The organism is Mesorhizobium sp. EU05-FHT14A09 (genome assembly GCF_058790995.1).
Genome location: NZ_JBYTDF010000001.1, coordinates 737,304 through 762,520, shown reverse-complemented (window position 1 = coordinate 762,520; position 25,217 = coordinate 737,304). Strand labels below are relative to the sequence as shown.

Below are 25,217 nucleotides of genomic sequence, written 5' to 3'. Positions count from 1 at the left end.
GCCTGCGACTTCAGTTGCCGTTCACCAGTTCGAGAACCAGCCGCTGGATGGCGCCACCGTTCCCCATCTCGACGCGGTCGAAATCGCGGCTTTGCTGGCGCTGCATGATGGAAGCATCGGAAAGCGGTTTCTGGATTTGCTGGCGGATCTTCTGGCAACCGGGATCGTTGGCCACGGTTACGCCGATTGTGGTCCGTTCGATCTGTGCCAGCATCGCCTTGATATGGTCGCCATGGACCTTCTCGTGGCGACGAAGCCCGTCGATGAAGACATCCCAGCGCTTCTGCACCGAAGGCGGCAATGGATTCGCGGGCTTTGGCAGCGTGTAGGTGATGATGAGCGTCGGGGTTGCCGACTTCAGCGTACAGCCACCATTTTCGGGCTCATAGTTGCGTCTCCAGGTGAGCTTGAAGAAGGTGTGCGCGATGACGCGCCCGCCGCTTCTTCCCACTTCCGGGCCGTTCTGGCCGATTGATGCGTAGAGTTCAGCGCCGGTGGTGCCAGTGATGACGTAGGGTTTTTCCTGCTCGATGGTCTTGGCCACGGCAGCAGCAACCACAAGAAATGCTGCCGCTGACGCAATCAGAGCCCGCAAGCCAAACCCAGTTTTCGAAATCATGCCGTCCGCCGCCATGGTGCCATTGCGCGCGTACCATAGAGACCGAGCTTGCGATGATCAAAATGGAAACCGAGATTGTAGACCGCTAAATCTCAGCGCTCGCGCACGAGGTTGGCGACCAGGGTCGCGACCCTGCCACCTGGCCTATGCTCACGCCGGTCGAATGCGACCTGTTTGACTTCATATTCTTCGTAGGCCGTTTCCACCCGACGCTGCGCTTCACGCCGCGTCTTGATACAGTGAGGATCGCCGGCCACGGCAAGATCGGCAACGGCGCGCTCACCAGCGGCAACCCCCTGCCTGACGATACGGCCATGTGTCTCCTCATGCGTCCGGATCCCGGCAAGGAAACGTTGCCAGCGCTTGCTCAATGCCGGAGACATGGGCGATGTCACGCGTGGATACATGTAGGTAATGTCCAGCTTGGCATTGGCAGCCCTGAGATGGCAGACGCCCGCCTTGGCCTTGAGGTCGAAATCCCAGTCCACGGCGGGATACGAGGTCCGGGCGATCGCACGTGTGAGAAGGCCCTGCTTGGGACCACTCTTGTCCATGGCGGCGATCAGCGCCCGGCCACTCTCGCCGGCAATATCGTAGGTGCTTGTATGGGTAACGACTTTAGCCCCGGCCGTCGCAACACCCGGCGCGACTACCGCTGCCAGCAAGGCGAGACCGCAGAAAACAGACCGACCCATCAAATATCCTCCCACGCTCGCCCAGCTTATCGCTCTTCGGGTGCGAGCATAGGATCATAGACGCTGCCATACGGTCAAATTAAGGCCCTTAGGATCCTTTTAGCGCCTTAGAGCACGCGCCTAGCAAACGCGCGAAAGTCGTTGCGATACGTCCCGGATACGCACCGCGTTTTCGGAATCGATCCCCATTTCAGGCCGTTGTACACAACCCGAGACTACATGTTCTGGTAGACAGGCCCCTCGCCGCCCTGCGGTGGCACCCAGTTGATGTTCTGGTTGGGGTCCTTGATGTCGCATGTCTTGCAGTGCACGCAGTTCTGCGCGTTGATGACAAAACGCACGTCCTTGGCCGATGGATCGGCCGCAGCATTGCCTTCAGCGTCCACCCATTCATAGACGCCGGCCGGGCAGTAGCGCGTCGACGGACCTGCGAACACATCGTGCTCCGAGCTGACCTGCAGCGCGGCATCCTTGACCTGGAGATGGACCGGCTGATCCTCCTCATGGTTGGTGCCGGACAGGAAGACCGAAGACAGGCGGTCGAACGTCAGCACGCCATCCGGTTTCGGATAGACGATCTTCTGATGCTTGGAGGCCGGCTCGAGCGATGCGGCGTCGGTCTTGCCGTGCTTGAGCGTACCGAAAGGCGAGAAGCCGAACAGCGTGTTCAGCCACATGTCGAGAGCGCCAAGACCGACCCCGGCGAGCGTACCGAAGCGTGACCACAGCGGCTTGACGTTGCGTACCTTCCTGAGGTCCTTGCCGATATCGCTGTCACGCCAGGCTTCCTCGTAAGAGACCAGTTCGTCATTGGCGCGACCTCCGGCAACAGCCTCCACGACGTGTTCCGCCGCCAGCATGCCGGACAGGACGGCGTTGTGCGAACCCTTGATACGCGGCACATTGACGAGGCCAGCGGCGCAGCCCATCAGAACGCCGCCCGGGAAGGACATCTTCGGCACGGATTGATAACCGCCTTCGGTGATCGCACGTGCGCCATAGCCGAGACGCTTGGCGCCGGCAAAAGTCGGCGCGATCGCCGGATGTGTCTTGAAGCGCTGGAATTCCTCGAACGGAGACAGATACGGGTTCTTGTAGTTCAGGTGCACAACGAACCCAACCGCCACCTGGTTGTCCTCGAGATGATAGAGGAAGGAGCCGCCGCCGGTCTTCAGATCGAGCGGCCAGCCAAAGGAGTGCTGGACAAGGCCAGGCTTGTGGTTTTCCGGCTTGATCTGCCAGAGCTCCTTGAGCCCGATGCCGAACTTGGCCGGTTCGCGGCCCGCATCGAGCCGGTACTTCGCGATAAGCTGTTTGGTGAGCGAGCCGCGCGCGCCCTCGCCGATCAGCACATATTTGCCCATCAGCGCCATGCCGGGAGCGAAATTCGGCCCATGCGTACCGTCCTTCTCCACGCCCATGTCGCCGGTGTAAACACCGGTAACCGCACCTTCATCGTTGTAGAGAAGGCCGGCTGCGGCAAAGCCCGGATAAATCTCGACGCCAAGAGCCTCCGCCTTGCCAGCGAGCCAACGGCAGACATTGCCGAGCGAAACAATATAGTTGCCGTGATTGTTCATCAGCGGCGGCATGAGGACGTTCGGCAGCCGGAAAGAGCCAGCTGGCCCAAGCACCAAGAAATGGTCGGCCGTGACAGGCGTCTTGAAGGGATGATCCCCGTCCTCGCGCCAACCCGGCAGCAGGCGATCAATGCCGATCGGATCGACGACAGCGCCCGAGAGGATGTGCGCGCCCGCTTCGCCGCCCTTTTCCAGCACGACCACGGAAAGATCGGGATTGAGCTGCTTGAGCCGGATCGCTGCGGCGAGCCCCGCCGGCCCGGCTCCGACGATCACCACGTCGAATTCCATGCTCTCGCGTTCGATCTCGCTCATAGGTCCCTCCGCACTGGCTCGCCGTTCCGGCATATTGCTGGCTCATGCGCTCCATAGCGCATCATTCCGCGACGCGAAACCGGCATGGAGCGACGGCGTCGCATCCACAACAGGCAAAGCAGCCACCTTCTGCAGAATATTTTACGTTCACGTAAACGTCAATTATAGGTTCCACCTGAAAACTGTCGCTTTTCGAGGCAGCGGTTATCGGTCATAGTCCTGTTCATGCGCATTCATGGGCCAGCCGGCTTAGCAACGTCGCGCCTCCGTTCCGCCTCAGGCTCATTGTGGCCAGCGGCTGTCCTCTGTTTTCTCCTGCTAGCCTCTCCGGGCCTCGCTCAAAAGAAGCAAAAGGTTTGGGAAAGCGGAGCCTATTCCTTTTCCGACGAACTCGGCGGCTTTCACATCAGGGGTGTTTCCGGCAAGGGCACGCGCGCCGATCCGATCGTCATTGACGAGGAATTCAATTCGGCGGCGCCGGTGACGCTGACAATCCGCACCATCAAGCCGATCCAGCCTTTCGACAGCACAGGCGACTATGCCAGCGGCATCATCTACATGCGCATCAACGCCCTCAACGGCACCGGCCATGCCTGGATTGAGTTTCAGTTCGAACTACAGGAAATTCTCGACCAGCCGAGCGTGTTCGGCGATGGCCTTTCCTTCGATCAACGCAACAAGACGCCCGAAAACATCGCCTCGTCGAATTTTGCGACCTTCGACCGCAATTTCGAGCCCTACGACCGGTTGCTGTTCACCAAGGGCAAGGTGGATCCGCTGGAAACAGCTGAATTCGAATTCCTGATCACCGACTACACGCCACGCTGGACCTTCTACCTGATGCAGGAGCCACGCATCCCGTCAAGCTAGGGACAATCCTGAACAAAGCCCCGCTTTTCAGACAGTGAAGGGCGATATCCACCGCCCGTCATGCACCGGACAAATTGCGCCCAAGGCTTGAAAATCCCGCGCCATCGGAAGATGGTGCGGCCATGATTGCCCCCTCACCTCAAGACCGACCGGAGCTCTACGAGCTGCTGGCTTTCTATATGGAAGCCGGTGTCGACGACGCCTTGGCCGAAGATCCGGTGGATCGTTTCGCCGAGATGGCGCAAGCCCGAAGCGCTGCAAGTTCCGCTCCGGAACAGACCCAGGATCGTCGCAACGCGCGGACCATGGAAAGCAGCCCGGCTGCGCTGATCCCTCAACGCGCGCCCGCCACTGCGGCGGTGCCGGACGAAGCGCAGGTGCAGCTCGCACGCCAACTCGCCAGCCAGGCGTCCAACCTGGACGAATTGCGCGAAGCCATGGCCGGGTTCGACGGCTGCAACCTGAAATTCACCGCAAAGAATCTCGTCTTCGCCGATGGCAGTCCGACTGCCTCTCTCATGCTGGTTGGCGAAGCGCCAGGCCGAGACGAGGATCTGGAGGGGTTGCCTTTTGTCGGCCGCTCCGGCCGGCTGCTCGACCGGATGCTGACGGCGATCGGTCTTGACCGCACCTCGGCCTATATCGCCAACGTCATTCCATGGCGGCCACCTGGCAACCGCACGCCGACCCCCCACGAGACGGAAATCTGCCGGCCGTTCATCGAGCGGCAGATCGAACTGGTCAATCCGAAGGTGCTGGTCAATCTCGGTGGCCCCTCGGCAAAGACGCTGCTCAACACCACCGAAGGTATCCTGCGGCTGCGCGGCAATTGGCGTGCGCATACCACGGCCGGCGGCACCGTCATTCCGGCGATGCCGACATTGCATCCTGCCTATCTGTTGCGCACACCGGCGCACAAACGGCTGGCCTGGCGCGATTTCGTCGAAGTGAAGATGAAACTGCGCTCGCTCTCGTGAGATCTGCCCGGGATCCGGGCAGACGATAGTCCTTGCGGCCCAGGCTTTTCTCAAGCCGCCAGGCGGCGCAACCCGACATATTGCAGCTCCGCGAACAAGGCCACCGCAATAGCCTGAGCCCCGACGAAGGCGATACCGAGCAGGTTCGGCGCGACGACGCCTGACACCAACAGGCCAAAACTGGCGACGACCCACAACGCATTGATCGCGATGATTTCGAGCAGCATGATGCGCGACACACTCTCCCGCCGCGACACCGCGAGCACCATCAGCACAAAAGGCACCAACACCACACCCGCCCAGAACAACAGATCCTGAGGGATCTCCAGCAACGGGCCCAGCATGTGAGCTCCGCCAAGCAGGATGATGGCAGTCGCACCGCTGGCCAGCGCGTCGAGCAGCAGCACATTGCGCAGGAACGGGGAAACGGAAATCTGCATGATCTTTCTCCAGGCTCGTGATGCTGCGGACCGTCCGGCATCTGATGGGTAAAGGTTGGCAGGCCGCCCCAGCGACGGCGATTACGCGCCAGGTAATGGAAATGAATTTTCCGCCACCATAGATTTGCGGCTATCCCGACAGGTATCGTCCCTGATGGGCGACAGCAGCCACCACCTCATTTCGACACGCAGGATATCGATGAGCACGCCCCATACCTCCGCTGGCTCCCTCATTCGCGAATGGCGTACCCGTCGGCGCATGAGCCAGCTCGACCTCGCCATGGAAGCCGAAATCTCGCAACGGCACCTGAGCTTCGTGGAAAGTGGGCGGGCCATGCCGTCGCGCGAAATGGTGCTGCGGCTTTCCGAGCAGCTCTCGGTCCCGCTCCGGCAGCGCAATCAGATCCTTCTCGCCGCCGGCTTCGCCCCTTCCTTCGGCGAGCGCTCGCTGAACGACCCCGACCTGGCTCCGGCAAAGGAGGCCGTGAAACTCGTGCTCAAGGGGCATGAACCCTTTCCCGCCCTCGCCGTCGACCGACACTGGAATCTCGTTGCCGCCAATGACGCCCTTGCCCCCATGCTTGCGGGCGTCAGCGACGCGTCTCTCCTGCAGGCGCCAGTGAATGTGTTGCGGCTCAGCCTGCATCCGAAGGGCGTCGCACCCAACATCGCCAATCTCGCCGAATGGCGCGCACATCTCCTGGAACGACTGAAGCAGCAGGTCGAAGCCTCCGGCGACCCTGTTCTCGAAGCGCTTGAAGAGGAATTGCGCGCTTATCCCATCCATTCAAACACAAGACCGCCGAAGCCGGAGACCAACGCGATCGTTCATCCCCTGCGGATGCGGCTCGGCGACACGGTCTTGTCCTTCATCAGCACGACCACGGTTTTCGGTACACCGCTCGACGTGACGCTTTCGGAACTTGCGATCGAAACCTTCTTTCCTGCCGACGAAGAAACACGGCAGGCTTTGACCCGCCTTGCGCTCGAGCGGACGAAAGCGGCGGGGCAAGCCTGATCAACCGGGCGGCTGCGATGCCTTCCGCGCCGACGCCCGCTCGAGGCCGAGCCGCTGCTCGCGCCAGATGATGAAGAGACCGGCGACCACGACGATCGCGCCTCCCACCAGCATGTGCAAGGTCGGCACATCGCCGAAGGCAAGATAACCGACCACGATGCTGAGCAGCATCGAGGTGTATTCGAACGGGGCCACCACCGAGGCCTCGGCATGGCGATAGGCCGAGGTCATCAGGATCTGCCCGAGCCCCCCGCAAAAGCCGGCCAGGATGAGCAGCACGACCTGTCTGGTCGCCAGCACCTGCCAGCCAAACGGAATGGTCAGCAGGGCAAGGATGCTCGCCGTCAGCGAAAACCACAAAACGATGGTTGCCGTGCGTTCACTGTGCACCAGGCTTCGCACCAGGATCATGGCGACCGCCGAGATCGCCGCGGCGATGAACGCCGCGATCACACCCAGCACTTCCTGGTCGCCCAGCGCCGCGCCGGAGCGCAGCAAGGTGAGCGTCGGCCAGGAAATGATGACGACACCGACGAGCCCGACGATGACCGCTCCCCAGCGATAGATACGAATGGTCTCGCCCAGGAAGATGGCACTGAACACCACGACCAGCAGGGGCTGCGCATAGTTGAGCGTTATGGCCTCAGGGAGCGGCAGGCGGGTCAAAGCGAAGAAACCGAAGCCCATCGCGCAGACGCCCACCACGCCCCGCGCGATGTGATTCAGCGGACGCTTGGTGGAGAAGGCCGTGCGCAGTTCGCGCCGGAAACCGAGAAAGATCAGGATCGGGAAGATCGCGAAGAAGGATCGGTAGAAGACGATCTGGCCGGCAGGCAGTTCGCCGGCCGCCTTGATCAGCGATGACATCGCCACGAAAACGGAAACCGACAGGATCTTCAGCGTGATGCCGACCAGCGTACGCGGCTGGATAGAAGGTGTATCTGACGTCACTGCATGCCGGCGTCCCGTATCGCCCCCCAGATGCGCGACGGTGTCGCCGGCATGTCGATATGCCTGATGCCGCAGGCACGGTAAAGCGCATCGGTCACGGCATTGAGTGCCGCCGGCGTGGCGCCGATCGTCCCGGCCTCCCCTGCACCCTTGATGCCGAGCGCATTGGTAGTCGACGGCACGTTGCGGGTCTCGAAATGGAAGAACGGCACGCTGTCGGCGCGCGGCATGGCATAGTCCATGAAGCTGGCGGACAACAGCTGGCCGTCTTCGTCGTAGACCGTATCTTCCGTCAACGCCTGGCCAATGCCCTGGACGACGCCGCCATGCACCTGGCCTGCGAGAAGCAGCGGGTTCACCGTCGCGCCGAAATCGTCGACGATGGTGTAGCGCACGATCTCGGTGGTGCCGGTGTCTGGATCGATCTCGACCTCGCAGATATGGGTGCCGTTCGGATAGGTGGCCTCGTCCTGCACGAACTCACCGAAACCCTTGAGGTCTTCCGGCTGCTTCGCAGCCTTGGCGATGGCCGCAAAGTCGATTGCACGGTCGGTACCGACGATGCGCGCAATGCCTTCTTCGAGTTCGATGTCGGCACTCGAGGCCTCCATTTCGTCGGCTGCGATACGCTTGATCTTTTCAGCAAGGTCCTCGCCGGCGCGCGCTGCCGAAACCCCGCCGAGCGGGATGGAGCGTGACCCGCCGGTGCCACCGCCAGCCTTCAGTTCGTCGGTGTCGCCCTGCCGGACATGCACCTGTTCGATCAGCAGATTGAGTTTTTCGGCCAGGAGCTGCGCATAGGCCGTGGCATGGCCCTGGCCATTGGTCTGTGTACCGATCTTCAGCGTGACCGTCCCGTCCCGGTTCAGTTCGACATGCGCCGGCTCGGAACCGGCGAAAGCACAGGCTTCGACATAGGTCGCCATGCCGATGCCGCGGATTTTCCCGCGCGCTTTCGCCTCCTCGAGCCGTGCGGAAAACTGAGTCCACTCAGCCCGTTGCATGGCCTGGTTCATGTGGCCTTCGAATTCACCCGTGTCGTAGAGACGGCCAGTCTGCGTGCGATAAGGCATCTGTTCTGGCCGGATGAAGTTGCGGCGTCTTATCTCGTCGGCCGAAAGTTTCATGTCGCGTGCGCAGGCGTCTACCAGCTTTTCGATCAGGAGAGCGGCCTCCGGGCGGCCTGCGCCACGATAGGCGTCGACCGGCGTGGTGTTGGTGTAGACGGCAGTTACGGAAACATCGAGTGCCTGGATGTCGTAGACACCGGTCGACATCGAAACCCCGACGACGGGGATGAATGGACCGTATTGCGAAATGTAGGCACCCATATTGGCAACCAGTTTGACGCGCAGGCCGAGAAAACGTCCTTCCTTGTCCATTGCCATTTCCGCAGTCGTGACATTGTCGCGACCATGTGCGTCGGTCAGGAAATGCTCGGTACGGTCCCCGGTCCACTTCACCGGCCGGCCAAGCCGCTTGGCCGCTTCCAGAACCAGCAGGTGTTCGCGATAGACGAAGGTCTTCGGCCCGAATCCACCACCGACATCCGGCGTGACAACCCGTAGTTCATCCTTTGTAACGCCCAACGCGCCGCTGATGATCTTCTGCATCGAATGTACGCCTTGCGAGCCGGTGGTGAGTACGAAGCGCCCTTCCTGCTCCTTCCACTCGCCGATGGCAGCCCGCGCTTCCATGTAGTTGCAGACCAGCCGGTTGTTGACGAAGTCGATGCGCGTGACCTTGGCGGCCCTCGCAAAGGCCGCATCCGTCCTGGCCGTATCGCCGATATGATAGGAGTAGGCCCGATTCGACCCGAGTTCCGGCCAGACCAGCGGCGTTTCCTCGTCGAGCGCCGTGGCCGTCACAGCGGCGGCATTCTGCGTCTCGAAATCGAGTTCGATCAACTCGGCGGCGTCCTGCGCCTGCTCGCGGCTGTCGGCCACAATGAACGCGATGGCGTCGCCGACATAATTCACCTCGTCGCGGCAAAGGATCGGAATGTCGCGCGTCGGCGCACGTGTGCCGTCTGGCTGCAGTTGCATCACACCGGATCGCAGATCACGCAGATGACTGAGATCGGCTCCGGTGAGCACCAGGTGCACGCCAGGGGCGGTCAGCACCGCTTCTGTGGAGACAATCGAAAACAGCGCCTTGGCGACGGGAGAACGCACGACATAGCCATGCAGCACGCCGTCCGGGCTGATGTCGTCGGTATAGCGTCCTTGTCCAAGGATGAAGGCATTGTCCTCGACCCGACGGACCGAAGCGCCCATCCCGAATTTGGGTGTGACGACAGTCATGGCAACCTCACGGGGGATCGGAGAAGGCTCGAAGCCTTGCGAGACGTGTACCGACAGTTTTGTCGAGGGATGGTTTCGTGTAAAGAGCCGCAACCCCTTTTATCTTGCCCCAGCAAATGCTGGCTACGCCGAATTTATCAGGAAAAATCGACGGATGCGTACAGACACCGGCCAGGTCTTCAGGCTCGAAGACTATCGTCCCAGCGACTACCTGATCCCGAAGACCGAGCTGACCTTCTCGCTCTCCAAGGAAAATACCCGCATTACCGCCAACCTCACCATCGAGCTGCGGCAAGGTGTGGCGGCAGGAAATCCGCTGGTACTCGATGGCGATGAACTGAGCTTTATCGGTGTCTCGATCGACGGCAGGCCGCTTGCCGCGCCCGACTACGCAGTGACGGCCGACCAGCTCACCATCTTCACACCACCTGCCAGAGCCTTCCGGCTGACCATCGAAACCGATGTCAACCCATCGACGAACAGCACGCTGATGGGGCTCTATCGCTCCAGCGGCGTCTACTGCACGCAATGCGAGGCCGAAGGCTTTCGCCGCATCACCTATTTTCTCGACCGGCCCGACATCCTGTCGGTCTACACCGTGCGCATCGAGGCTGACCGAAGCGAAGCGCCGCTGCTGCTCTCCAACGGCAACCCGGTCGAGCAAGGTGATCTCGACGGCGGAAGACACTTTGCCGTCTGGCACGATCCGTTCCCGAAACCCAGCTATCTGTTCGCACTTGTCGCCGGCGACCTTGGTAAAGTGGCCGATGAATTCACGACCCTGTCGGGGCGCAAGGTCGATCTCGGCATCTATGTCGAGCACGGCAAGGCAGCGCTGGCGGGATACGCCATGGATGCTCTCAAGCGCTCGATGCGATGGGACGAGGAAAAATTCGGTCGCGAATACGATCTCGATGTCTTCAACATCGTCGCCGTCTCCGATTTCAACATGGGGGCGATGGAGAACAAAGGACTCAACATCTTCAACGACAAATATGTGCTGGCTGACGAGCAGACCGCCACGGATGTCGACTTCGCCAACATCGAGGCGATCATCGCGCATGAGTATTTCCACAATTGGACAGGAAACAGAATCACTTGTCGCGACTGGTTCCAGCTTTGTCTGAAGGAAGGCCTGACGGTCTATCGCGACCACGAATTCTCGGCGGACGAACGCTCGCGACCGGTCAAGCGCATTGCCGAAGTTCGCACGCTGCGCGCCCACCAGTTCCCGGAAGACCAGGGTCCGCTGGCGCATCCGGTGCGGCCGCGCCGCTACCGCGAGATCAACAACTTCTATACGGCCACCGTCTATGAGAAGGGCTCCGAGGTGGTGCGCATGATCCGCACCATCCTGGGCACGGAAACCTTCCGTGCCGGCATGGATCTCTACTTCGAACGCCATGATGGCGAGGCCGCCACCATCGACGATTTCCTCAAGGTGTTCGAGGACGTTTCAGGCCGCGATCTTTCGCAATTCGCGCTGTGGTACCATCAGGCCGGCACGCCGCATGTGACTGTCAGTTCCAGCTATGATCAGGCTGCCCGCACCTTCACGCTCGAGATCGAGCAGTCGCTTGCTCCGACCCCGTCGGAGAGCCGCAAACGGCTGATGCATATTCCGCTCGCCTTCGGTCTTGTCGGGGCCGACGGTAAGGACCTGTCCTACAGCGGGGCCGAAGGCGCGACGGTCGAACATGGTATCATCCACCTGCGCAAGCGGCACCAGTCGGTGCGTTTCAACGGCATCAGCGAGCGACCCGTGCTCTCCTTCAATCGGGGTTTCTCCGCACCTGTAACGCTCTCGATCGAGCAGAAGCCGGAAGACCTGATCTTTCTGGCCGGCAACGACAGCGATGCCTTTTCGCGCTGGCAAGCCTTCAACACACTGCTCACCGATGCGCTGATCGCGGGTTTCCGCAATGTCCTGGGCAGCAAGAAGCCGGGGGTCGGCGAGCATCTCCCGACCCTGGCCGGGCGCATCGCGACAGACGTCTCACTGGAGTCGGCATTTCGCGCGCTGGCGCTGACCTTGCCAGGTGAAGCCGACATCGCGCGCGAGATCGGCAAGGGGATCGACCCGGACTCGATCCTGGCAGCGCGCCATGCCTGTGCCCTGCTGATCGCAGCGGCCAATGAACAAGGTTTCCGGCATCTCTACGAAAACTTGCGCGACGACGGGCCGTTCCAGCCAGACGCAGACGGCGCGGGCCGCCGCGCCTTGCGCAACGTACTTCTCGATTACCTCGCGCTATTGCCTGGTGGCGCCGACCTCGCTGCCAAGCATTTCGAGAATGCCACCAACATGACGGACAGGGCGGCAGCCCTCGCTGTTCTCGCCAACCGTCACACTGATTCCGCCCAGGCCGACAAAGCCTTGAAACAGTTCGAAAAACAGTATTCGGACGATGCATTGGTGATGGACAAATGGTTCATCATCCAGGCCGGAGTGCCGGGGCAGAGGGCGCTGGAAACAGTCCGGGCACTCACCAGACATCCTGCCTTTTCGATTGCCAACCCCAATCGCGTGCGTGCGCTGATCGGAACCTTTGCGGGTGCCAACCAGACCGGCTTCCACCGTGCGGATGGGGAAAGCTACCGCTTCTTTGCCGACATCGTCCTGGAGGTCGAAAAGCGCAACCCGCAGGTCGCCGCCCGGCTTGCGACGGCAATGCGGTCATGGCGCTCTCTGGAGCCGGTGCGGCAAGGCAAGGCGCGCGAAGCCCTTGTGTCGATCCTCGGCCACGAAAAGCTGTCGGCGGACCTGAAAGACATCGTCGAACGCACTTTGGCTTAGCCGGGCCCTGAACAATCGGCCGATGCGCAAAACGCCGGCCGATTTACTGAATCTTCAATCTTTTTTCTCCTCACCCACTGGACAAGGCGAATCACGTTTGATTCTTTAATGGCGATTCGGAAGTACGGTGTTGCCGGATCATCATCGGGGAAAATTTCGGGGAGAGCCATTCCATGGCCAAGGCGGACGCGTTGCGCGCGCCCGGACGGACAGCTTTTGAGTGGCGCAGCCGTCCGCGCCGCAGCAACGCCCTGATCGGCAACGCGCGCCTGATCGCGGGCCCTGCCTATGGCAAGCTGCTGGCCGCGGAACCGGTGCTGCGCCGCCTTATCCCCTCGCTGATCATCCTTTTCCTGATCGTCGTAGCCTGCCTGCGCTTCCTGTCTATGATGAGCTGGCATGACGACATCGAGCGCAATGCCAAGACGATCCTCACGCTTTCCGCAGGCGAACTCGCCAAGGCTGGCGCTGCCGCGCCTGCGACCGACGCGCAGGAACTGCTCGAAGATGCCGTGCGTCAGGGTTCTCTCGGCACGGATCACGTGCTGGCGATAACCGACAAGGCATTCACGGTGCTCGCCGTGTCGCCGAAGTCAACCCGCTGGCAAGGGCGTGCACTCGACAGCGTCATCTCCGGAGGACAGCCGCTGTTCCTGTTCGGCGAGCGCGCTGGCGTGCTCAGCGTGCGCATCGGCGAAACCGAATGGTATGCCGCCGTCGACCTGCGTCCGGATGGTAAAGGTGCAGCAGCCGTCCTCGTTCCGCAGGAAGCAGTGTTTGCCGAGTGGCGCAAATCCGTCTCGTTGAACGTAACGCTGTTCGTTCTCACCGCCGGCGTGCTGCTGATCGTGCTCTACGCGTATTTCTGCCAGGTATCGCGCGCCAAGAGCGCCGACCGGATCCTGGGGGATTCCCTGCAGCGCATCGACATGGCGCTTGTGAGGGGCCGCTGCGGCCTCTGGGACTGGGACATGGTCCGCGGCAAGATGTACTGGTCGCGCTCCATGTACGACATGCTCGGCTATGAGCCTTGCGACACGATGCTGTCCTTCGGCGAGGTCGATGAGATCATCCATCCCGAAGACGGCAATCTGTTCGAGCTGGCCGAGCGTATCGTGGCGCGAGAGATCGACCAGATCGACCAGGTGTTCCGCATGCGCCACGCCGACGGACAATGGGTCTGGATGCGCGCCAGGGCGCAGGTGATGGATCCTGATGCGCCGGAGATCCAGCTCATCGGCATCGCCGTCGACGTCACCGAACAGCGGCATCTGGCATTGCGGTCCGAAGCCGCCGATCTCAGGCTGCGCACGGCAATCGAGAACATCAACGAATCCTTCGTGCTGTGGGATGCGTCGGAACGGCTGGTGATGTGCAATTCCAAATTCCAGCACGACAACGGCCTCTCCGACCGCAGCGTCATGCCCGGCACGGCGCGTTACGAAATCGAAGAGCGCATGCTGGCTTTCGCCGCCGAACGCCGCCTGGCCAACACCAACGGTCCGAACAGCGGCATCACCATCGAGCGTCAGCTGGGCGATGGCCGCTGGCTGCAGGTGAACGAGCTGAAGACGCGCGACGGCGGCACTGTCTCGGTCGGATCCGACATCACCCAGATCAAGCAGCATCAGGACAAGCTCATGGACAGCGAGCGACGCCTGATGGCCACCATTCATGATCTCAGCCTGGCCCGCCGCGCCGAGGAAGAACGCACGCGCGAACTGGTCGAACTGAACCGCAAATACATCCGCGAGAAGGATCGCGCCGAAGCCGCTAACCAGGCGAAGTCGGAATTCCTCGCCAACATGTCGCACGAGCTGCGCACGCCGCTCAACGCGATCATCGGCTTCTCGGAATTGATGGAACAGAGATTGTTCGGGCCACTGGGCTCGGGACGCTATGAAGAGTATGCCACCGACATCAATTCGTCCGGCAAATACCTGCTTGGCGTTATCAACGACATTCTCGACATGTCGAAGATCGAAGCCGGCCAGTTCTCGATCGACCGCGAACAGATCGATCTTGGGCCGCTGATTTCCGAAACCGTCCGGGTAGTCTCGCTCCAGGCGGCCCAGAAGGCGATCACCGTGGAAACACGCATTGCCGACAGCCTGTCGCTGGTTGCCGACCGCCGCGCCGTCAAGCAGATCGTCATCAACCTGCTTTCCAATGCGGTGAAATTCACCGGCCAGGGTGGGCATATCGTGGTGAAGGCACGAAATGCGTCGGGCGCACTCACGCTGACCATCGAGGACAATGGCTGCGGCATTCCGAAGGCGGCACTCGGCAAGCTCGGCCGACCGTTCGAGCAGGTGCAGAACCAGTTCTCGAAGAACCACACCGGCTCGGGGCTCGGCCTGGCCATTTCGCGGTCCCTGGCCGAACTCCATGGCGGCGCGTTGAAGATCCGCTCCACCGAGGGCTCGGGTACCATCGTGTCGGTGCGCATCCCATTGCGAAGGGCACCGCAGCCGGTAAAGGCCGCCGCCTAAAAGGGACTCCCGGCGGCAATTGCCGCCGGATGTCTTTTATTTTGGCGTAATTCCCCGGACGCACTTTTGCTAGAATTGCCCTGGCGAGGATTACTCGACCTCGCTCTGGCGATGATCGCGACCGCCATGCTTCGGCAATTCGGTCTTTTCGATCTTGCCGTCATTGTTCTTGTCGAACAGAGCGAACATCTTCTTCTGATGCGCGGCGACATCTTCCTGGGTCAGAACGCCTTCGCCCTTGCTGTCGTAGCGTTCGATCATGCGCTTCGCCATGCGTTCGAACCGCGCCTTTTCGAGCGCCGCAGCCAGTTGTTCGACGGTGACCTTACCGCCATTGTCCGCAAGGATTTTCTTCAGCTCGGGGTTCATCGCCTCCGAGAACTGATCGAAGGTGATGCCGCCGTCGTTATCCTTCAGAGCCTTCTGGAGGCGCCAGCGCGTGCCATCACGCATGTCGCCGCCCTTATGCTGTTCGGCATAGGCTGCCGTTCCAACGAGGCCAGCAAGGGTTGCGAAGGCGAAGGCAAGTTTCGTCGACTTTTTCATCGGTTTCTCCTGTTGCATCGTCACCCCCGATGCTTGGGAAATCACTCTTGAGGCGTCAGTTCCTCACGAGCGTTTCCCACGCAGCAAAAGGTCGAAATCCTTTCGGACCTTTCGCGACGTTTCTTTGAGGTGCGCTTCCAGCACCGTGAAATCCGGCAGATCGGTTGCTGCCAATAGAAGATCGACCAGCCCCGGCGGGACGTCATCACGTTCAAACGTGCTGGTCAGGCACAGCCTGATCATCTGGGTAGCCGACAAATACAGCGAATATGCGTCGGAAAGCGCGTGCCGTATCTCAGGATCAGCAAAATTCGGTGCCAATCTCGCCAAAGTCTGTGCGGTGCCGGGTGTGCGCGTATCGCCTTCGAGCTGACCCGTGATGGTCGCGACCTGGGCGATAAACTCCAGGTCGATCAGACCGCCGGGGATGAGCTTGATGTCCCAAAGATCGTGCGGTGGCTTCTCCTCTTCGATCAGCTTGCGCATCTCGATGGCCTCCGCCGCCACCTTGGCGCGGTCGCGCGGCTGGCCGAGAATGTTTTCCACCTCCTGCTCAATCTCGGCGCACAGAGCACTGTCGCCGGCAACGGCCCTCGCCCGCGTCAGCGCCATCTGTTCCCAGGTCCAGGCTTCCTGGCGCTGATATTTGCGGAACGCGTCGACATGTGTTGCCACCGGCCCCTTGTTGCCTGATGGCCGCAACCTCAGATCGAGTTCGTAGAGCACGCCTTCGGCGGTCGGCGCTGAAACGGCCGCGATCAGGCGCTGTGTCAGGCGGGCGAAATAGTGCGAGGGCGCCAGCGGCTTCTCGCCGTCGGACTCCTCTGCCTGCTCGTCGTGATCATAAAGCAGGATAAGATCGACATCCGAGCCAGCCGTCAGTTCGCGGCTGCCCAGCTTGCCCATCCCCAGAAGCGCGATCCGGCCTCCCGGAATCCGACCGTGACGCTGTGCGAACTCGTCGACCACCGCTTCCAGTGCCGCGCCGATGGTCAGGTCGGCGAGATCGGAAAAGGCCCGGCCTGCGCGCGCCGCATCGATGGAGCCGGCGAGCAGCCGCACCCCGATCAGGAACTTCTGCTCGGCTGCGAAGATGCGCAGGCGGTCGAGCACTTCTTCATAGGCGCGGTCACCGTCGATGAAAGCAGCCAGCCGCGCCGAGAGATAGGCGCGGTTCGGCAGTTCGGCGAGCAGCGCGGGATCGAGCAAGCCATCGAACACATGCGGGCGGCGGGTAATGATCGCCGCCAGCCGCGGCGCAGCACCCATGATGGTTGCCATCAGCCGGAGCAATCCCGGATTGGACTGCAGCAGCGAGAACAGCTGGATGCCTGCCGGCAAGCCCGACAGGAACTCGTCGAAGCGCATCAGCGCCTCGTCGGCGCGGCGTGTCTTGCCGAAAGCTTCCAGCAGCGCAGGCGTCAGCTCGGTCAGCCGCTCGCGCGCTTCTGCCGAGCGTGTCACTTTGTAGCGGCCGAAATGCCAGGTGCGGATGACACGGCAGATGTCGCTTGGCCGTTGGAAACCCAGCCCAAGCAGGGTCTGCAAGGTATCGGGATCGTCGACGTCGCCCGTGAAGACCAGATTGCCGACGCCGGCCGACAATTCGGGGGCCGCTTCGAACAACGCTGCATAGTGGCCTTCCACCTGCTGCAAGGCGGCGCGCAGCGTAGCCGCGAAGATTTCGGCATCCTTGTAGCCCAGCATGTGAGCGATGCGCTCAAGCCCCTCGTCGTCTTCCGGCAGCATGTGGGTCTGTTCATCCGCCACCATCTGGATGGCGTGTTCGACACGACGCAGGAACCAGTACTGATTGGCCAGCACGTCGCGCGCTTCGGGCGTGATCCAGCTGCGCTCTGCAAGCTCAGCCAGCATCGGAACCGTCTCACGCCCGCGCAATTCCGGGAAGCGGCCCCCGGCAATCAGTTGCTGGGTTTGAACGAAGAATTCGATCTCGCGGATGCCGCCACGGCCGAGTTTGACGTTGTGGCCCTTGACCGCGACTTCACCATGCCCCTTGTGGGCATGGATCTGGCGCTTGATGGAATGGACATCGGCGATCGCCGCATAGTCCATGTATTTGCGCCAGACATACGGCTGAAGTTCCTTGAGGAAAGCCTTGCCGGCGGCGATGTCGCCGGCAACCGGCCGTGCCTTGATCATCGCGGCACGTTCCCAGTTCTGGCCCCTGCCCTCGTAGTAGGTCAGTGCTGCTTCCACCGGAATGGCCAACGGCGTCGAGCCTGGGTCGGGCCTCAGTCTGAGATCGGTACGAAAGACATAACCGTGCTCGGTACGATCCTGCAGGATGCGAACCAGGCGGCGGGTCAACCGTGAGAACAGCTCGGTGGCGTCGAGCGGATCGAGCACCGCGGGCGCTTCCGGTTCGAAGAAGACGACGAGGTCGATGTCGGACGAGAAGTTCAGCTCATGCGCGCCGAGCTTGCCCATGCCAAGCAGGATCCAGCCGGATTTCAGTGTCGGGTTCTTCGGATCGACCAGCTTCAGCTTGCCTTGCTCGTGCGCGTCACGCAGCAGAAAATCGACCGCAGCACGGATCGAAGCGTCGGCCAGGTCGGAAAGCCTGCGTACCGTCAAAGCAGTTTCGGCAACGCCGGCGAGATCATCGAGCGCGATCAGGAAATGGGCCTCAGCCTTGAGGCGGCGCAACTCCATCATCAGGCTCTGCTCGGAGACATTTTCGGCGCGCGCCGCTGCCGCCATCGCCTCGCTGGCAGCAGCAAGACGCTGTTCGACCGTTTCGTCAAACAAGGCGTCCAGTATCTGTGGCCGCCGTCTCGCGACATCGCGCAGGAATGGAGAAAGATCGAAGACTGCCGCCAGGAAATCCTGTGCTCCTCCACGATCCGCCAGGAATTTCGCCAGGCGCGGGAGTTCGTCTTCCTTGGCAGCAGCAGCGATGTCAGCCAGTTCTTCGCGCGAATGGCCGTCATCCACCGGCGCAAGTTTCATCTTCGGCTGCAGCCGCCACCCGACCTTCCCTCGTTCAGCCGCCGCACTTGCCGTCATCCGTTTCTCCCCGACATCGCTTCCCGCGCCGGAAAGCTCATGACGACGCATAGTCCAGGATCGGCGGGGCGCAGATCAAGGGTACCCTTGTGGAATTTCATGATTGCCTTGGCGAGGCTGAGCCCAAGTCCAGATCCCGGCTGCGAACGGCTCTTCTCCAAGCGAACGAATCTCTCGGTGACGCGCGCGCGATCGGCATCGTCCGGAATGCCCTGGCCATTGTCAGCCACAGTCAGCCTGATCTCGCCTGCGATCCGTTCGAGCGTGACCTTGACCATGGGGCTGGCCGTCGCGTCGATCGAATATTTGATCGCATTGTCGACGATGTTGGAAAGTGCCTGGCCAACCAGCTCGCGATTGCCGTCGATCAGGAACGGCCCAGTCACATTGGTCTCCAGCCCCACGCCGGCCTCCTCCGCAACAGGCTCGTAAAGCTCGACGACATCACGCACGGTGGCGGCCAGATCGACCTGCGTCACATTCTCGGAAGAATAGCCCGCCTCCAGGCGCGAGATCATCAAGATGGCATTGAAGGTCTTGATGAGCTGGTCGGACTCCGTGATCGTGCCTTCAAGCGCGGCCTTGTAGTCGGCGGCGCTGTGCTTGCCCGACAGAACAGCCTCGGCGCGGTTGCGCAGCCTGGTCAGCGGCGTCTTGAGATCATGGGCGATGTTGTCCGAAACCTGCTTCAGGCCTTCATTCAAGGTGGCGATGCGCGCCAGCATGGCGTTGAGATTTTCCGAAAGCCGATCAAATTCATCGCCGGTTCCGGTAACCGGAAGCCGCCCGGTCAGATCGCCACCCATGATGCGGCGGCTTGCTTCCGAAACATTGTCGATGCGCTTGAGGGCTGTACGGCCGACTAGGAACCAGATCAGCAATGCGCCCAGTCCCATCATGCCAAGCGTCAGGGTCAGTGCCCGGCGCACGACACTGCGAAACCGTTCCGGCTCGCCAAGGTCGCGACCTACAAGCAGGATCATCTGGTTGGGCAGCCGCACCACAAGCGCAATGGCGTCATGGCCCTTGTTGCGCCGGACCTGTGGTTGCAGCGGTCCAGACGGCTTATTGGCATCGTTGGCGCCCTGCGCCTGTTCGCCGCCACTCTCGCCGTAGCGTTCGTAGGAAAACGGGATCTCCGTCCAGCCTTCGCGGGCGATCACCCCTGGCTCGATGCTCTGGACGTTACCGGCCAGGACTTCGCCATTGGGATCAGCGATCATATAGAGGTTCGCGCCCGGCGCACGCGAGCGCCGCTCCATGGTGCGCACGAGAAACGGCAGGCCGCCGCGCTGGTAGGAACGAGCGAGATCGGCCACTTCTTCGTTGATGGTTTCCTGCGTCTGCGCCGTCAGCATGCGCGCCGACAGTGAAGTCATGTAGAAGACCAACAGCATCGCACAGATCGCGAACAGCAGAAGGTACAGCGCGGAAAGGCGCGCCGCCGTCGTCTTCATGATGGCTGGCACGGTCAGAGCCATCGAGACCTAACCGCCGCTCTTCAGCATATAGCCGGCACCGCGAATGGTGTGCAGGATCGGCTTTTCGAAGCCCTTTTCGATCTTGCCGCGCAGCCGCGACACGTGCACATCGATGACGTTGGTCTGGGGATCGAAATGATAGTCCCAGACGTTCTCGAGCAGCATGGTTCGTGTCACCACCTGGCCGGCGTGACGCATCAGATATTCGAGCAGACGGAACTCGCGCGGCTGCAGCACGATCTCCTTGCCGGCACGCTTGACCGAGTGGGAAAGCCGATCGAGCTCAAGATCGCCGCTCCTGTAGACCGTCTCGCTCTCCTTCACGCCGGCGCGGCGGTTCAAGACCTCGACACGCGCCAACAGCTCGGAGAACGCATAAGGCTTGGTCAGGTAGTCGTCTCCGCCCGCGCGCAGTCCGGTGACGCGGTCATCGACCTCGCCCAGAGCGGAAAGGATGAGCACAGGCGTGGTATTGCCACGTGAGCGCAGCGCCGCGATCACTGAAAGCCCATCACGTCGCGGCAACATCCGGTCGACGACCATGACGTCGTATTCACCGCTGTCGGCCAAGGCGAAACCGACCTCGCCATCGCCGGCGACATGGGCGGTATGACCTGCCTCGGTGAAGGCCTTTTCCAGATAGTCGGCGGCTTCCCGATCGTCTTCGATGATCAGAATCTTCATGGAGCCGTTATACGCAATTTCCGAAGCCGTTGCGGCAGACATCTCTGGACATCCTGTGATTTTGCGGCAGCGGGACGAGAGCCCCGCTGCCGCTGAGGTCGGACACTACTGACTGACACGCCGACCATGCTTCCTTCGCGACGATCCGGGGGTGCGACACCGCCGTTCTGGAAGCAAAGTTTCCGGTTGCAGGACCACCGGAGTGACCGACAACCGAAAGACACCGACGGGCACGGGATTGTCCGGCTCGCCTGGGTCAGTGCCCCCACTGCCCAGGCGTTAGCGGCGCAATCCCTTGCCAGCGGCGATCGATCAGCCTTTGGCGACCGGCAACGTCACGAAGCGATTGGTGTCTTCGCGGCTGATCTGCACCAGCACCTGCTTGCGGCCAGCCTTCTGCGCTTCCTTCATCGCGTTGGAGATGTCGGAGGCGCCGGCTACTTCCTGGCTGTTGATCGCGGTGATGATGTCGCCAGCCTGGATGCCACGATCGGCGGCATCGCTGTCGGGATCGACGTCGGTCACGACCACGCCCTTGCCGTTGTCGGACTTCGTGACCGTCAGGCCAAGGTCGGCGAGCGAGTTGGCCCCCGACGGCTCGGATGGCTTGCCGGCCGATGCCATCTTGTCGCCACTCGGCAGCTTGCCGAGGTCGACCTTGATGGTCTCTGCCTTGCCACCGCGCCAGACGGTGACATCCACCGACTTGCCGGGCTGGTAGGCGCCGATCAGGCGGGCCAGTTCCTTGGTGGTCGCGACGTCCTTGCCGTCGACCTGGGTGATGACGTCACCAGCGACAATGCCAGCCTTCTTGGCGGGGCTCTCGTCCTGGGCACCGGACACCAGGGCGCCCTTTTCAGCCTTCAGGCCGAGCGACTCGGCGATATCGGCGGTGACCGGCTGGATTTCGACACCGAGCCAGCCGCGTTCGATCGTGCCACCCTTCATCAGCACGTCCACGACCTGCTTGGCGGTGGAAGCCGGAATGTCGAAGGCGATGCCGACGCTGCCGCCCGAAGGCGAGAAGATCGCGGTGTTGATGCCGACCACCTGGCCGCTCTGATTGAAGGTCGGGCCACCGGAGTTGCCGCGGTTCACCGGAGCGTCGATCTGGATGAAGTCGTCATAGGGGCCGGCGCCGATGTCGCGGCCACGAGCCGAGACGATGCCGGAGGTAACAGTGCCGCCCAGGCCGAACGGATTGCCGACGGCGACCACCCAGTCGCCGACACGGACCTTGGAGTCGTCAGCGAACTCGACATAGGTGAATTTCTGGTCCTTGTTGTCGACCTTGAGCACGGCAAGGTCGGTGCGCTGGTCGGTACCGACGAGCTTGGCGTCGAATTCCTTGCCATCGGTCATGACGACGGTGAAGGCGGTGCCGCCATCGACAACGTGGTTGTTGGTGACGATGTAGCCGTCCTCGGAAATGAAGAAGCCTGAGCCCTGCGCAACCGGACGCGGCTCGCGATTGGGGTTGTCACGATGCTGGAAGCTGCGGCCACCCTGGCCGTTGGGGCCACGGAACTCCTTGAAGAAGCGCTTGAGCTGCGGGTTGTCCTGGAAGAAATCAGGAGCGTCGAAAGGCATGCTGCCGTCATCAGAGGCCGGCTGGACCTTGGCCTTGACCTGAACCGAAACAACGGCCGGCGAGACCTTCTCGACGAGGTCGGCGAAGCCTGGAACCTGAGGAGCCTGGACACTGACGGCCTCGGCCATCACGGGGGCGGTGCCAGTGGTCACCGCAGCGAAGCCGATGCCGCCGGCGATCGCCAGAGAAGCGGCGGCAGCAGCAAGGCGCGAACGGGTGCGGGAAGAAGTGGGGGTAGCAGTCATGGATCCGTTATCCTCTAGACTTGGACGCTCAAGCGGCATCCTTCGAGACAACAGATAGAGAAGCCGACATTACCGCTTCATTTCCGGTAGATGAAACTTTGGTAATGTTGGACAGGCGTGCGAAAGCGCCCCTCAGTCGCGCTTCAGGATCGCGTCAAGCCTGGCCTTTTCGTCCGCGTTCAATCCGGCCGTTTCCACTGCTTTCGGCCGGCGTGCCGCGCGCAGCATGAACACTCCTCCGACCAGAAGAAGCAACACGGGTGTCCCCCACAGCAGCGCGTTGCGCCATTCGAAACGCGGCTTCAAAAGCACGAACTCGCCATAACGCGAGACGACATAGTCGATGACCTGGGTGTCACTGTCGCCAGCCTTCAGCCGGTCACGCACCAGGACGCGCAGGTCGCGCGCCAGATCGGCATCGGATTCGTCGATCGACTGGTTCTGGCAAACCATGCAGCGCAGGCCGGCCGACAGCGAGCGCGCGCGCGCTTCCAGTGCGGGGTCGGACAACATCTCATCCGGCTTGACGGCGAAGGCACTGCCCGATGCCAGCAAGGCCAGTCCCACCAGCAGCCCGGCAAGAAAACGACTCATCTTCATGACGCGCTGGCCACCGTTACCGGCTTGCTCTTGCGCTTGGCCGGTGCCCCGACGCGCAGACGCCGGTCGGCCAGAGACACTGCACCGCCCACCATCATGACCAGGCCGCCGAGCCAGATCAGCGTCACCAGCGGTTTCCACCAGATACGCGCAACGACCGAGCCGTCCGCGGATTCGTCGCCGAGCGCGATGTAGAGCTGGCTGAAGCCGATCGTCTTGATGCCGGCCTCGGTCGTCGGCATCTGGCGAGCCGGATAGAAACGTTTGGACGAATGGATCGTGCCCGTGACCTGGCCGGCGTCGACCAGTTCGAAGAGGGCGCGATCCTCATTGAAGTTCGGCCCCTTCATCGGCTGAATTCCGTCGAAACGGACGGTTCGTCCGGCAACCTCGACCGTCTGTTGCGGCTTCATGGTCAGGATGTGCTCTTCACTGAAATTCAGCGTGCCGACCATGCCGATCACCGTCACCCCCAACCCGGCATGGGCAAGCGCTGTCCCAAAGACCGAGCGCGGCAAGCCGATGAAGCGACGCAGCATGACCGGAAACGCCACTGAGCCGAAACCCGACTTCATCGCCAGATCGGTGACCGCCCCAAGTATCAGCCAGACCGCAAGCCCCGTGCCGAAGGCCGCGAGGACCGAGCCCCCGTCGACGAGGAACAGCGTCACCAGCGCGGCCAGCAAGGCTGCCCCAAACGCCGCCATCAGCCGTTGCGCGGCGGCAAGAACATCGCCGCGCTTCCACGCAAGCATCGGGCCGAACGGCACCAGCAGCAAAAGCGGCACCATCAACGGGCCGAAGGTCAGGTTGAAGAACGGCTCGCCGACTGAAATCTTGTCACCCGTGAGCGCTTCCAGCGCGAGCGGATAGAGCGTACCGACCAGCACCGTCGCGGTCGCCGTGGTCAGGAACAGGTTGTTCAGCACAAGCGCGCCTTCACGCGAGATCGGCTGGAACAGGCCGCCTGCCGTCAGCGACGAGGCGCGCAGTGCAAACAGCGCCAGCGACCCGCCGATGAAAAACAGCAGGATGCACAGGATGAAGACACCACGCGACGGGTCGGTGGCGAAGGCGTGGACGGAGGTGAGCACGCCCGAGCGCACCAGGAAGGTGCCGAGCAACGACAGCGAAAAGGTGAGGATGGCGAGCAGCAGCGTCCAGATTTTCAGCGCGGATCGCTTTTCCATGACGATGGCCGAGTGCAGCAACGCTGTACCAGCCAGCCACGGCATGAAGGAAGCGTTCTCGACCGGATCCCAGAACCAGAAGCCGCCCCAGCCGAGCTCGTAATAGGCCCAGTAGGATCCCATCGCGATGCCGCCGGTGAGGAAAATCCAGGCGACCAGCGTCCAAGGCCGCACCCAGCGCGCCCAGGCAGCGTCGATGCGGCCATCGATCAGGGCCGCCACCGAGAAGGAAAAGCAGATGGAGAAGCCGACATAACCGAGATAGAGCAGCGGCGGGTGCACCGCCAATCCCAGATCCTGCAGGATCGGATTGAGGTCACGTCCTTCGACCGGAGCCGGGACCAGCCGCGTGAAGGGGTTGGACGTCGACAGAATGAACAGCAGGAAGGCAACGCCGATCGACCCCTGCACGGCCAGCACGTTGGCCTTCAGGCTGGCCGGCAGATTGGCGCCGAAGGCCGCGACGAGCGCGCCGAAGAAGGCGAGGATCAGCACCCACAGCAACATCGAGCCTTCGTGATTGCCCCAGGTTCCGGTGAGCTTGTAGATCATCGGCTGCAGCGAATGCGAATTCTCCCAGACATTGACGACCGAAAAGTCGGAACCGGCATAGGCGACCATCAAGGCCGCGAAGGAGAGCGCCGTCAGCGCGAAACCGGTGATGGCAGTCGGGGCGGCCACGGCCATCATACGATCGTTGCCGATGCGCGCGCCAACCAGTGGAACGACGGTCTGGACCAGCGCGAGCGCGAAAGCCAGGATAAGGGCGAAATGACCGATCTCTACCATGGCG

General features: G+C 62.0%; 18 protein-coding genes. 5 read left to right on the top strand and 13 right to left on the bottom strand.

What is annotated here, in order from left to right; all coding sequences use genetic code 11:
* Positions 1 to 10: 10 nt before the first annotated feature.
* The 3 genes from AC3WTO_RS03385 to AC3WTO_RS03375 all read right to left on the bottom strand — a co-directional run bounded on the left by AC3WTO_RS03385 (position 11) and on the right by AC3WTO_RS03375 (position 3,209).
* Positions 11 to 619: a DUF922 domain-containing Zn-dependent protease gene (locus AC3WTO_RS03385; RefSeq protein WP_492459269.1), complete on the bottom strand. Its 609-nt coding sequence runs from the start codon at positions 617 to 619 to the stop codon at positions 11 to 13.
* A gap of 92 nt (positions 620 to 711) precedes the next feature.
* On the bottom strand, positions 712 to 1,314 hold the full coding sequence (locus AC3WTO_RS03380; protein WP_492459268.1) for a DUF922 domain-containing protein: 603 nt from the start codon (positions 1,312 to 1,314) through the stop codon (positions 712 to 714).
* Between the two features lie 215 nt (positions 1,315 to 1,529).
* Positions 1,530 to 3,209: an electron transfer flavoprotein-ubiquinone oxidoreductase gene (locus AC3WTO_RS03375; RefSeq protein WP_492459267.1), complete on the bottom strand. Its 1,680-nt coding sequence runs from the start codon at positions 3,207 to 3,209 to the stop codon at positions 1,530 to 1,532.
* 225 nt (positions 3,210 to 3,434) lie between these two features.
* Here AC3WTO_RS03375 and AC3WTO_RS03370 point away from each other — a divergent pair, with 225 nt between their 5' ends.
* Together AC3WTO_RS03370 and AC3WTO_RS03365 are read left to right on the top strand one after the other, a co-directional pair.
* On the top strand, positions 3,435 to 4,079 hold the full coding sequence (locus AC3WTO_RS03370) for a hypothetical protein (RefSeq protein WP_492459266.1): 645 nt from the start codon (positions 3,435 to 3,437) through the stop codon (positions 4,077 to 4,079).
* A gap of 122 nt (positions 4,080 to 4,201) precedes the next feature.
* Positions 4,202 to 5,056, top strand: coding sequence for a uracil-DNA glycosylase (locus tag AC3WTO_RS03365; protein WP_492459265.1), 855 nt, complete (start codon positions 4,202 to 4,204; stop codon positions 5,054 to 5,056).
* Positions 5,057 to 5,106: 50 nt separating this feature from the next.
* On the opposite strand, the gene AC3WTO_RS03360 is transcribed toward AC3WTO_RS03365, so the two are convergent.
* Positions 5,107 to 5,496: a hypothetical protein gene (locus AC3WTO_RS03360; protein WP_492459264.1), complete on the bottom strand. Its 390-nt coding sequence runs from the start codon at positions 5,494 to 5,496 to the stop codon at positions 5,107 to 5,109.
* A gap of 199 nt (positions 5,497 to 5,695) precedes the next feature.
* Here AC3WTO_RS03360 and AC3WTO_RS03355 point away from each other — a divergent pair, with 199 nt between their 5' ends.
* On the top strand, positions 5,696 to 6,514 hold the full coding sequence (locus AC3WTO_RS03355) for a helix-turn-helix domain-containing protein (RefSeq protein WP_492459263.1): 819 nt from the start codon (positions 5,696 to 5,698) through the stop codon (positions 6,512 to 6,514).
* On the opposite strand, the gene AC3WTO_RS03350 is transcribed toward AC3WTO_RS03355, so the two are convergent.
* Both AC3WTO_RS03350 and AC3WTO_RS03345 read right to left on the bottom strand, forming a co-directional pair.
* Positions 6,515 to 7,465, bottom strand: a complete 951-nt coding sequence (locus tag AC3WTO_RS03350) for a DMT family transporter (protein ID WP_492459262.1) — start codon at positions 7,463 to 7,465, stop codon at positions 6,515 to 6,517. It abuts the gene before it with no gap.
* Positions 7,462 to 9,768, bottom strand: a complete 2,307-nt coding sequence (locus AC3WTO_RS03345) for a xanthine dehydrogenase family protein molybdopterin-binding subunit (RefSeq protein WP_492459261.1) — start codon at positions 9,766 to 9,768, stop codon at positions 7,462 to 7,464. Before AC3WTO_RS03345 ends, AC3WTO_RS03350 begins: the two co-directional genes overlap by 4 nt.
* A 154-nt stretch (positions 9,769 to 9,922) precedes the next feature.
* Here AC3WTO_RS03345 and pepN point away from each other — a divergent pair, with 154 nt between their 5' ends.
* Together pepN and AC3WTO_RS03335 are read left to right on the top strand one after the other, a co-directional pair.
* Complete coding sequence (gene pepN, locus AC3WTO_RS03340; protein WP_492459260.1) at positions 9,923 to 12,565, top strand: aminopeptidase N; 2,643 nt, start codon at positions 9,923 to 9,925, stop codon at positions 12,563 to 12,565.
* A gap of 173 nt (positions 12,566 to 12,738) precedes the next feature.
* A complete protein-coding gene (locus tag AC3WTO_RS03335; protein ID WP_492459259.1) occupies positions 12,739 to 15,057 on the top strand; it encodes a PAS domain-containing sensor histidine kinase in 2,319 nt (772 codons plus the stop codon).
* Positions 15,058 to 15,147: 90 nt separating this feature from the next.
* Here AC3WTO_RS03335 and AC3WTO_RS03330 read toward each other — a convergent pair whose 3' ends face one another.
* The 7 genes from AC3WTO_RS03330 to AC3WTO_RS03300 form a co-directional block, all read right to left on the bottom strand.
* Positions 15,148 to 15,603 (bottom strand): EF-hand domain-containing protein, encoded by a 456-nt coding sequence (locus tag AC3WTO_RS03330; RefSeq protein ID WP_492459258.1) that lies wholly within the window; start codon positions 15,601 to 15,603, stop codon positions 15,148 to 15,150.
* Positions 15,604 to 15,666: 63 nt separating this feature from the next.
* Positions 15,667 to 18,633 carry a bifunctional [glutamine synthetase] adenylyltransferase/[glutamine synthetase]-adenylyl-L-tyrosine phosphorylase gene (locus AC3WTO_RS03325; RefSeq protein ID WP_492459257.1) on the bottom strand — a complete coding sequence of 989 codons (2,967 nt, stop codon included), beginning with the start codon at positions 18,631 to 18,633 and terminating at the stop codon, positions 15,667 to 15,669.
* Positions 18,630 to 20,114 carry a sensor histidine kinase gene (locus AC3WTO_RS03320; protein WP_492459256.1) on the bottom strand — a complete coding sequence of 495 codons (1,485 nt, stop codon included), beginning with the start codon at positions 20,112 to 20,114 and terminating at the stop codon, positions 18,630 to 18,632. Before AC3WTO_RS03320 ends, AC3WTO_RS03325 begins: the two co-directional genes overlap by 4 nt.
* A 6-nt stretch (positions 20,115 to 20,120) precedes the next feature.
* A complete protein-coding gene (locus AC3WTO_RS03315; RefSeq protein ID WP_492460025.1) occupies positions 20,121 to 20,798 on the bottom strand; it encodes a response regulator transcription factor in 678 nt (225 codons plus the stop codon).
* A 312-nt stretch (positions 20,799 to 21,110) separates the two neighbouring features.
* Positions 21,111 to 22,634, bottom strand: coding sequence for a Do family serine endopeptidase (locus tag AC3WTO_RS03310; RefSeq protein ID WP_492459255.1), 1,524 nt, complete (start codon positions 22,632 to 22,634; stop codon positions 21,111 to 21,113).
* A gap of 132 nt (positions 22,635 to 22,766) precedes the next feature.
* Positions 22,767 to 23,228 carry a cytochrome c-type biogenesis protein gene (locus AC3WTO_RS03305; protein ID WP_492460024.1) on the bottom strand — a complete coding sequence of 154 codons (462 nt, stop codon included), beginning with the start codon at positions 23,226 to 23,228 and terminating at the stop codon, positions 22,767 to 22,769.
* A gap of 2 nt (positions 23,229 to 23,230) precedes the next feature.
* The gene (locus AC3WTO_RS03300) at positions 23,231 to 25,213 is read right to left on the bottom strand and encodes a heme lyase CcmF/NrfE family subunit (RefSeq protein ID WP_492459254.1); all 1,983 of its coding nucleotides are present in this window, start codon (positions 25,211 to 25,213) and stop codon (positions 23,231 to 23,233) included.
* Positions 25,214 to 25,217: the final 4 nt, after the last annotated feature.

Excerpts from the sequence above, each read along its gene's own strand:
- AC3WTO_RS03385 (WP_492459269.1), bottom strand. The coding sequence starts at position 619 with ATGATTTCGAAAACTGGGTTTGGCTTGCGGGCTCTGATTGCGTCAGCG.
- AC3WTO_RS03380 (WP_492459268.1), bottom strand. The coding sequence starts at position 1,314 with ATGGGTCGGTCTGTTTTCTGCGGTCTCGCCTTGCTGGCAGCGGTAGTC.
- AC3WTO_RS03375 (WP_492459267.1), bottom strand. The coding sequence starts at position 3,209 with ATGAGCGAGATCGAACGCGAGAGCATGGAATTCGACGTGGTGATCGTC.
- AC3WTO_RS03370 (WP_492459266.1), top strand. The coding sequence starts at position 3,435 with ATGCGCATTCATGGGCCAGCCGGCTTAGCAACGTCGCGCCTCCGTTCC.
- AC3WTO_RS03365 (WP_492459265.1), top strand. The coding sequence starts at position 4,202 with ATGATTGCCCCCTCACCTCAAGACCGACCGGAGCTCTACGAGCTGCTG.
- AC3WTO_RS03360 (WP_492459264.1), bottom strand. The coding sequence starts at position 5,496 with ATGCAGATTTCCGTTTCCCCGTTCCTGCGCAATGTGCTGCTGCTCGAC.
- AC3WTO_RS03355 (WP_492459263.1), top strand. The coding sequence starts at position 5,696 with ATGAGCACGCCCCATACCTCCGCTGGCTCCCTCATTCGCGAATGGCGT.
- AC3WTO_RS03345 (WP_492459261.1), bottom strand. The coding sequence starts at position 9,768 with ATGACTGTCGTCACACCCAAATTCGGGATGGGCGCTTCGGTCCGTCGG.
- pepN (WP_492459260.1), top strand. The coding sequence starts at position 9,923 with ATGCGTACAGACACCGGCCAGGTCTTCAGGCTCGAAGACTATCGTCCC.
- AC3WTO_RS03335 (WP_492459259.1), top strand. The coding sequence starts at position 12,739 with ATGGCCAAGGCGGACGCGTTGCGCGCGCCCGGACGGACAGCTTTTGAG.
- AC3WTO_RS03330 (WP_492459258.1), bottom strand. The coding sequence starts at position 15,603 with ATGAAAAAGTCGACGAAACTTGCCTTCGCCTTCGCAACCCTTGCTGGC.
- AC3WTO_RS03325 (WP_492459257.1), bottom strand. The coding sequence starts at position 18,633 with ATGACGGCAAGTGCGGCGGCTGAACGAGGGAAGGTCGGGTGGCGGCTG.
- AC3WTO_RS03320 (WP_492459256.1), bottom strand. The coding sequence starts at position 20,114 with ATGGCTCTGACCGTGCCAGCCATCATGAAGACGACGGCGGCGCGCCTT.
- AC3WTO_RS03315 (WP_492460025.1), bottom strand. The coding sequence starts at position 20,798 with ATGAAGATTCTGATCATCGAAGACGATCGGGAAGCCGCCGACTATCTG.
- AC3WTO_RS03310 (WP_492459255.1), bottom strand. The coding sequence starts at position 22,634 with ATGACTGCTACCCCCACTTCTTCCCGCACCCGTTCGCGCCTTGCTGCT.
- AC3WTO_RS03305 (WP_492460024.1), bottom strand. The coding sequence starts at position 23,228 with ATGAGTCGTTTTCTTGCCGGGCTGCTGGTGGGACTGGCCTTGCTGGCA.
- AC3WTO_RS03300 (WP_492459254.1), bottom strand. The coding sequence starts at position 25,213 with ATGGTAGAGATCGGTCATTTCGCCCTTATCCTGGCTTTCGCGCTCGCG.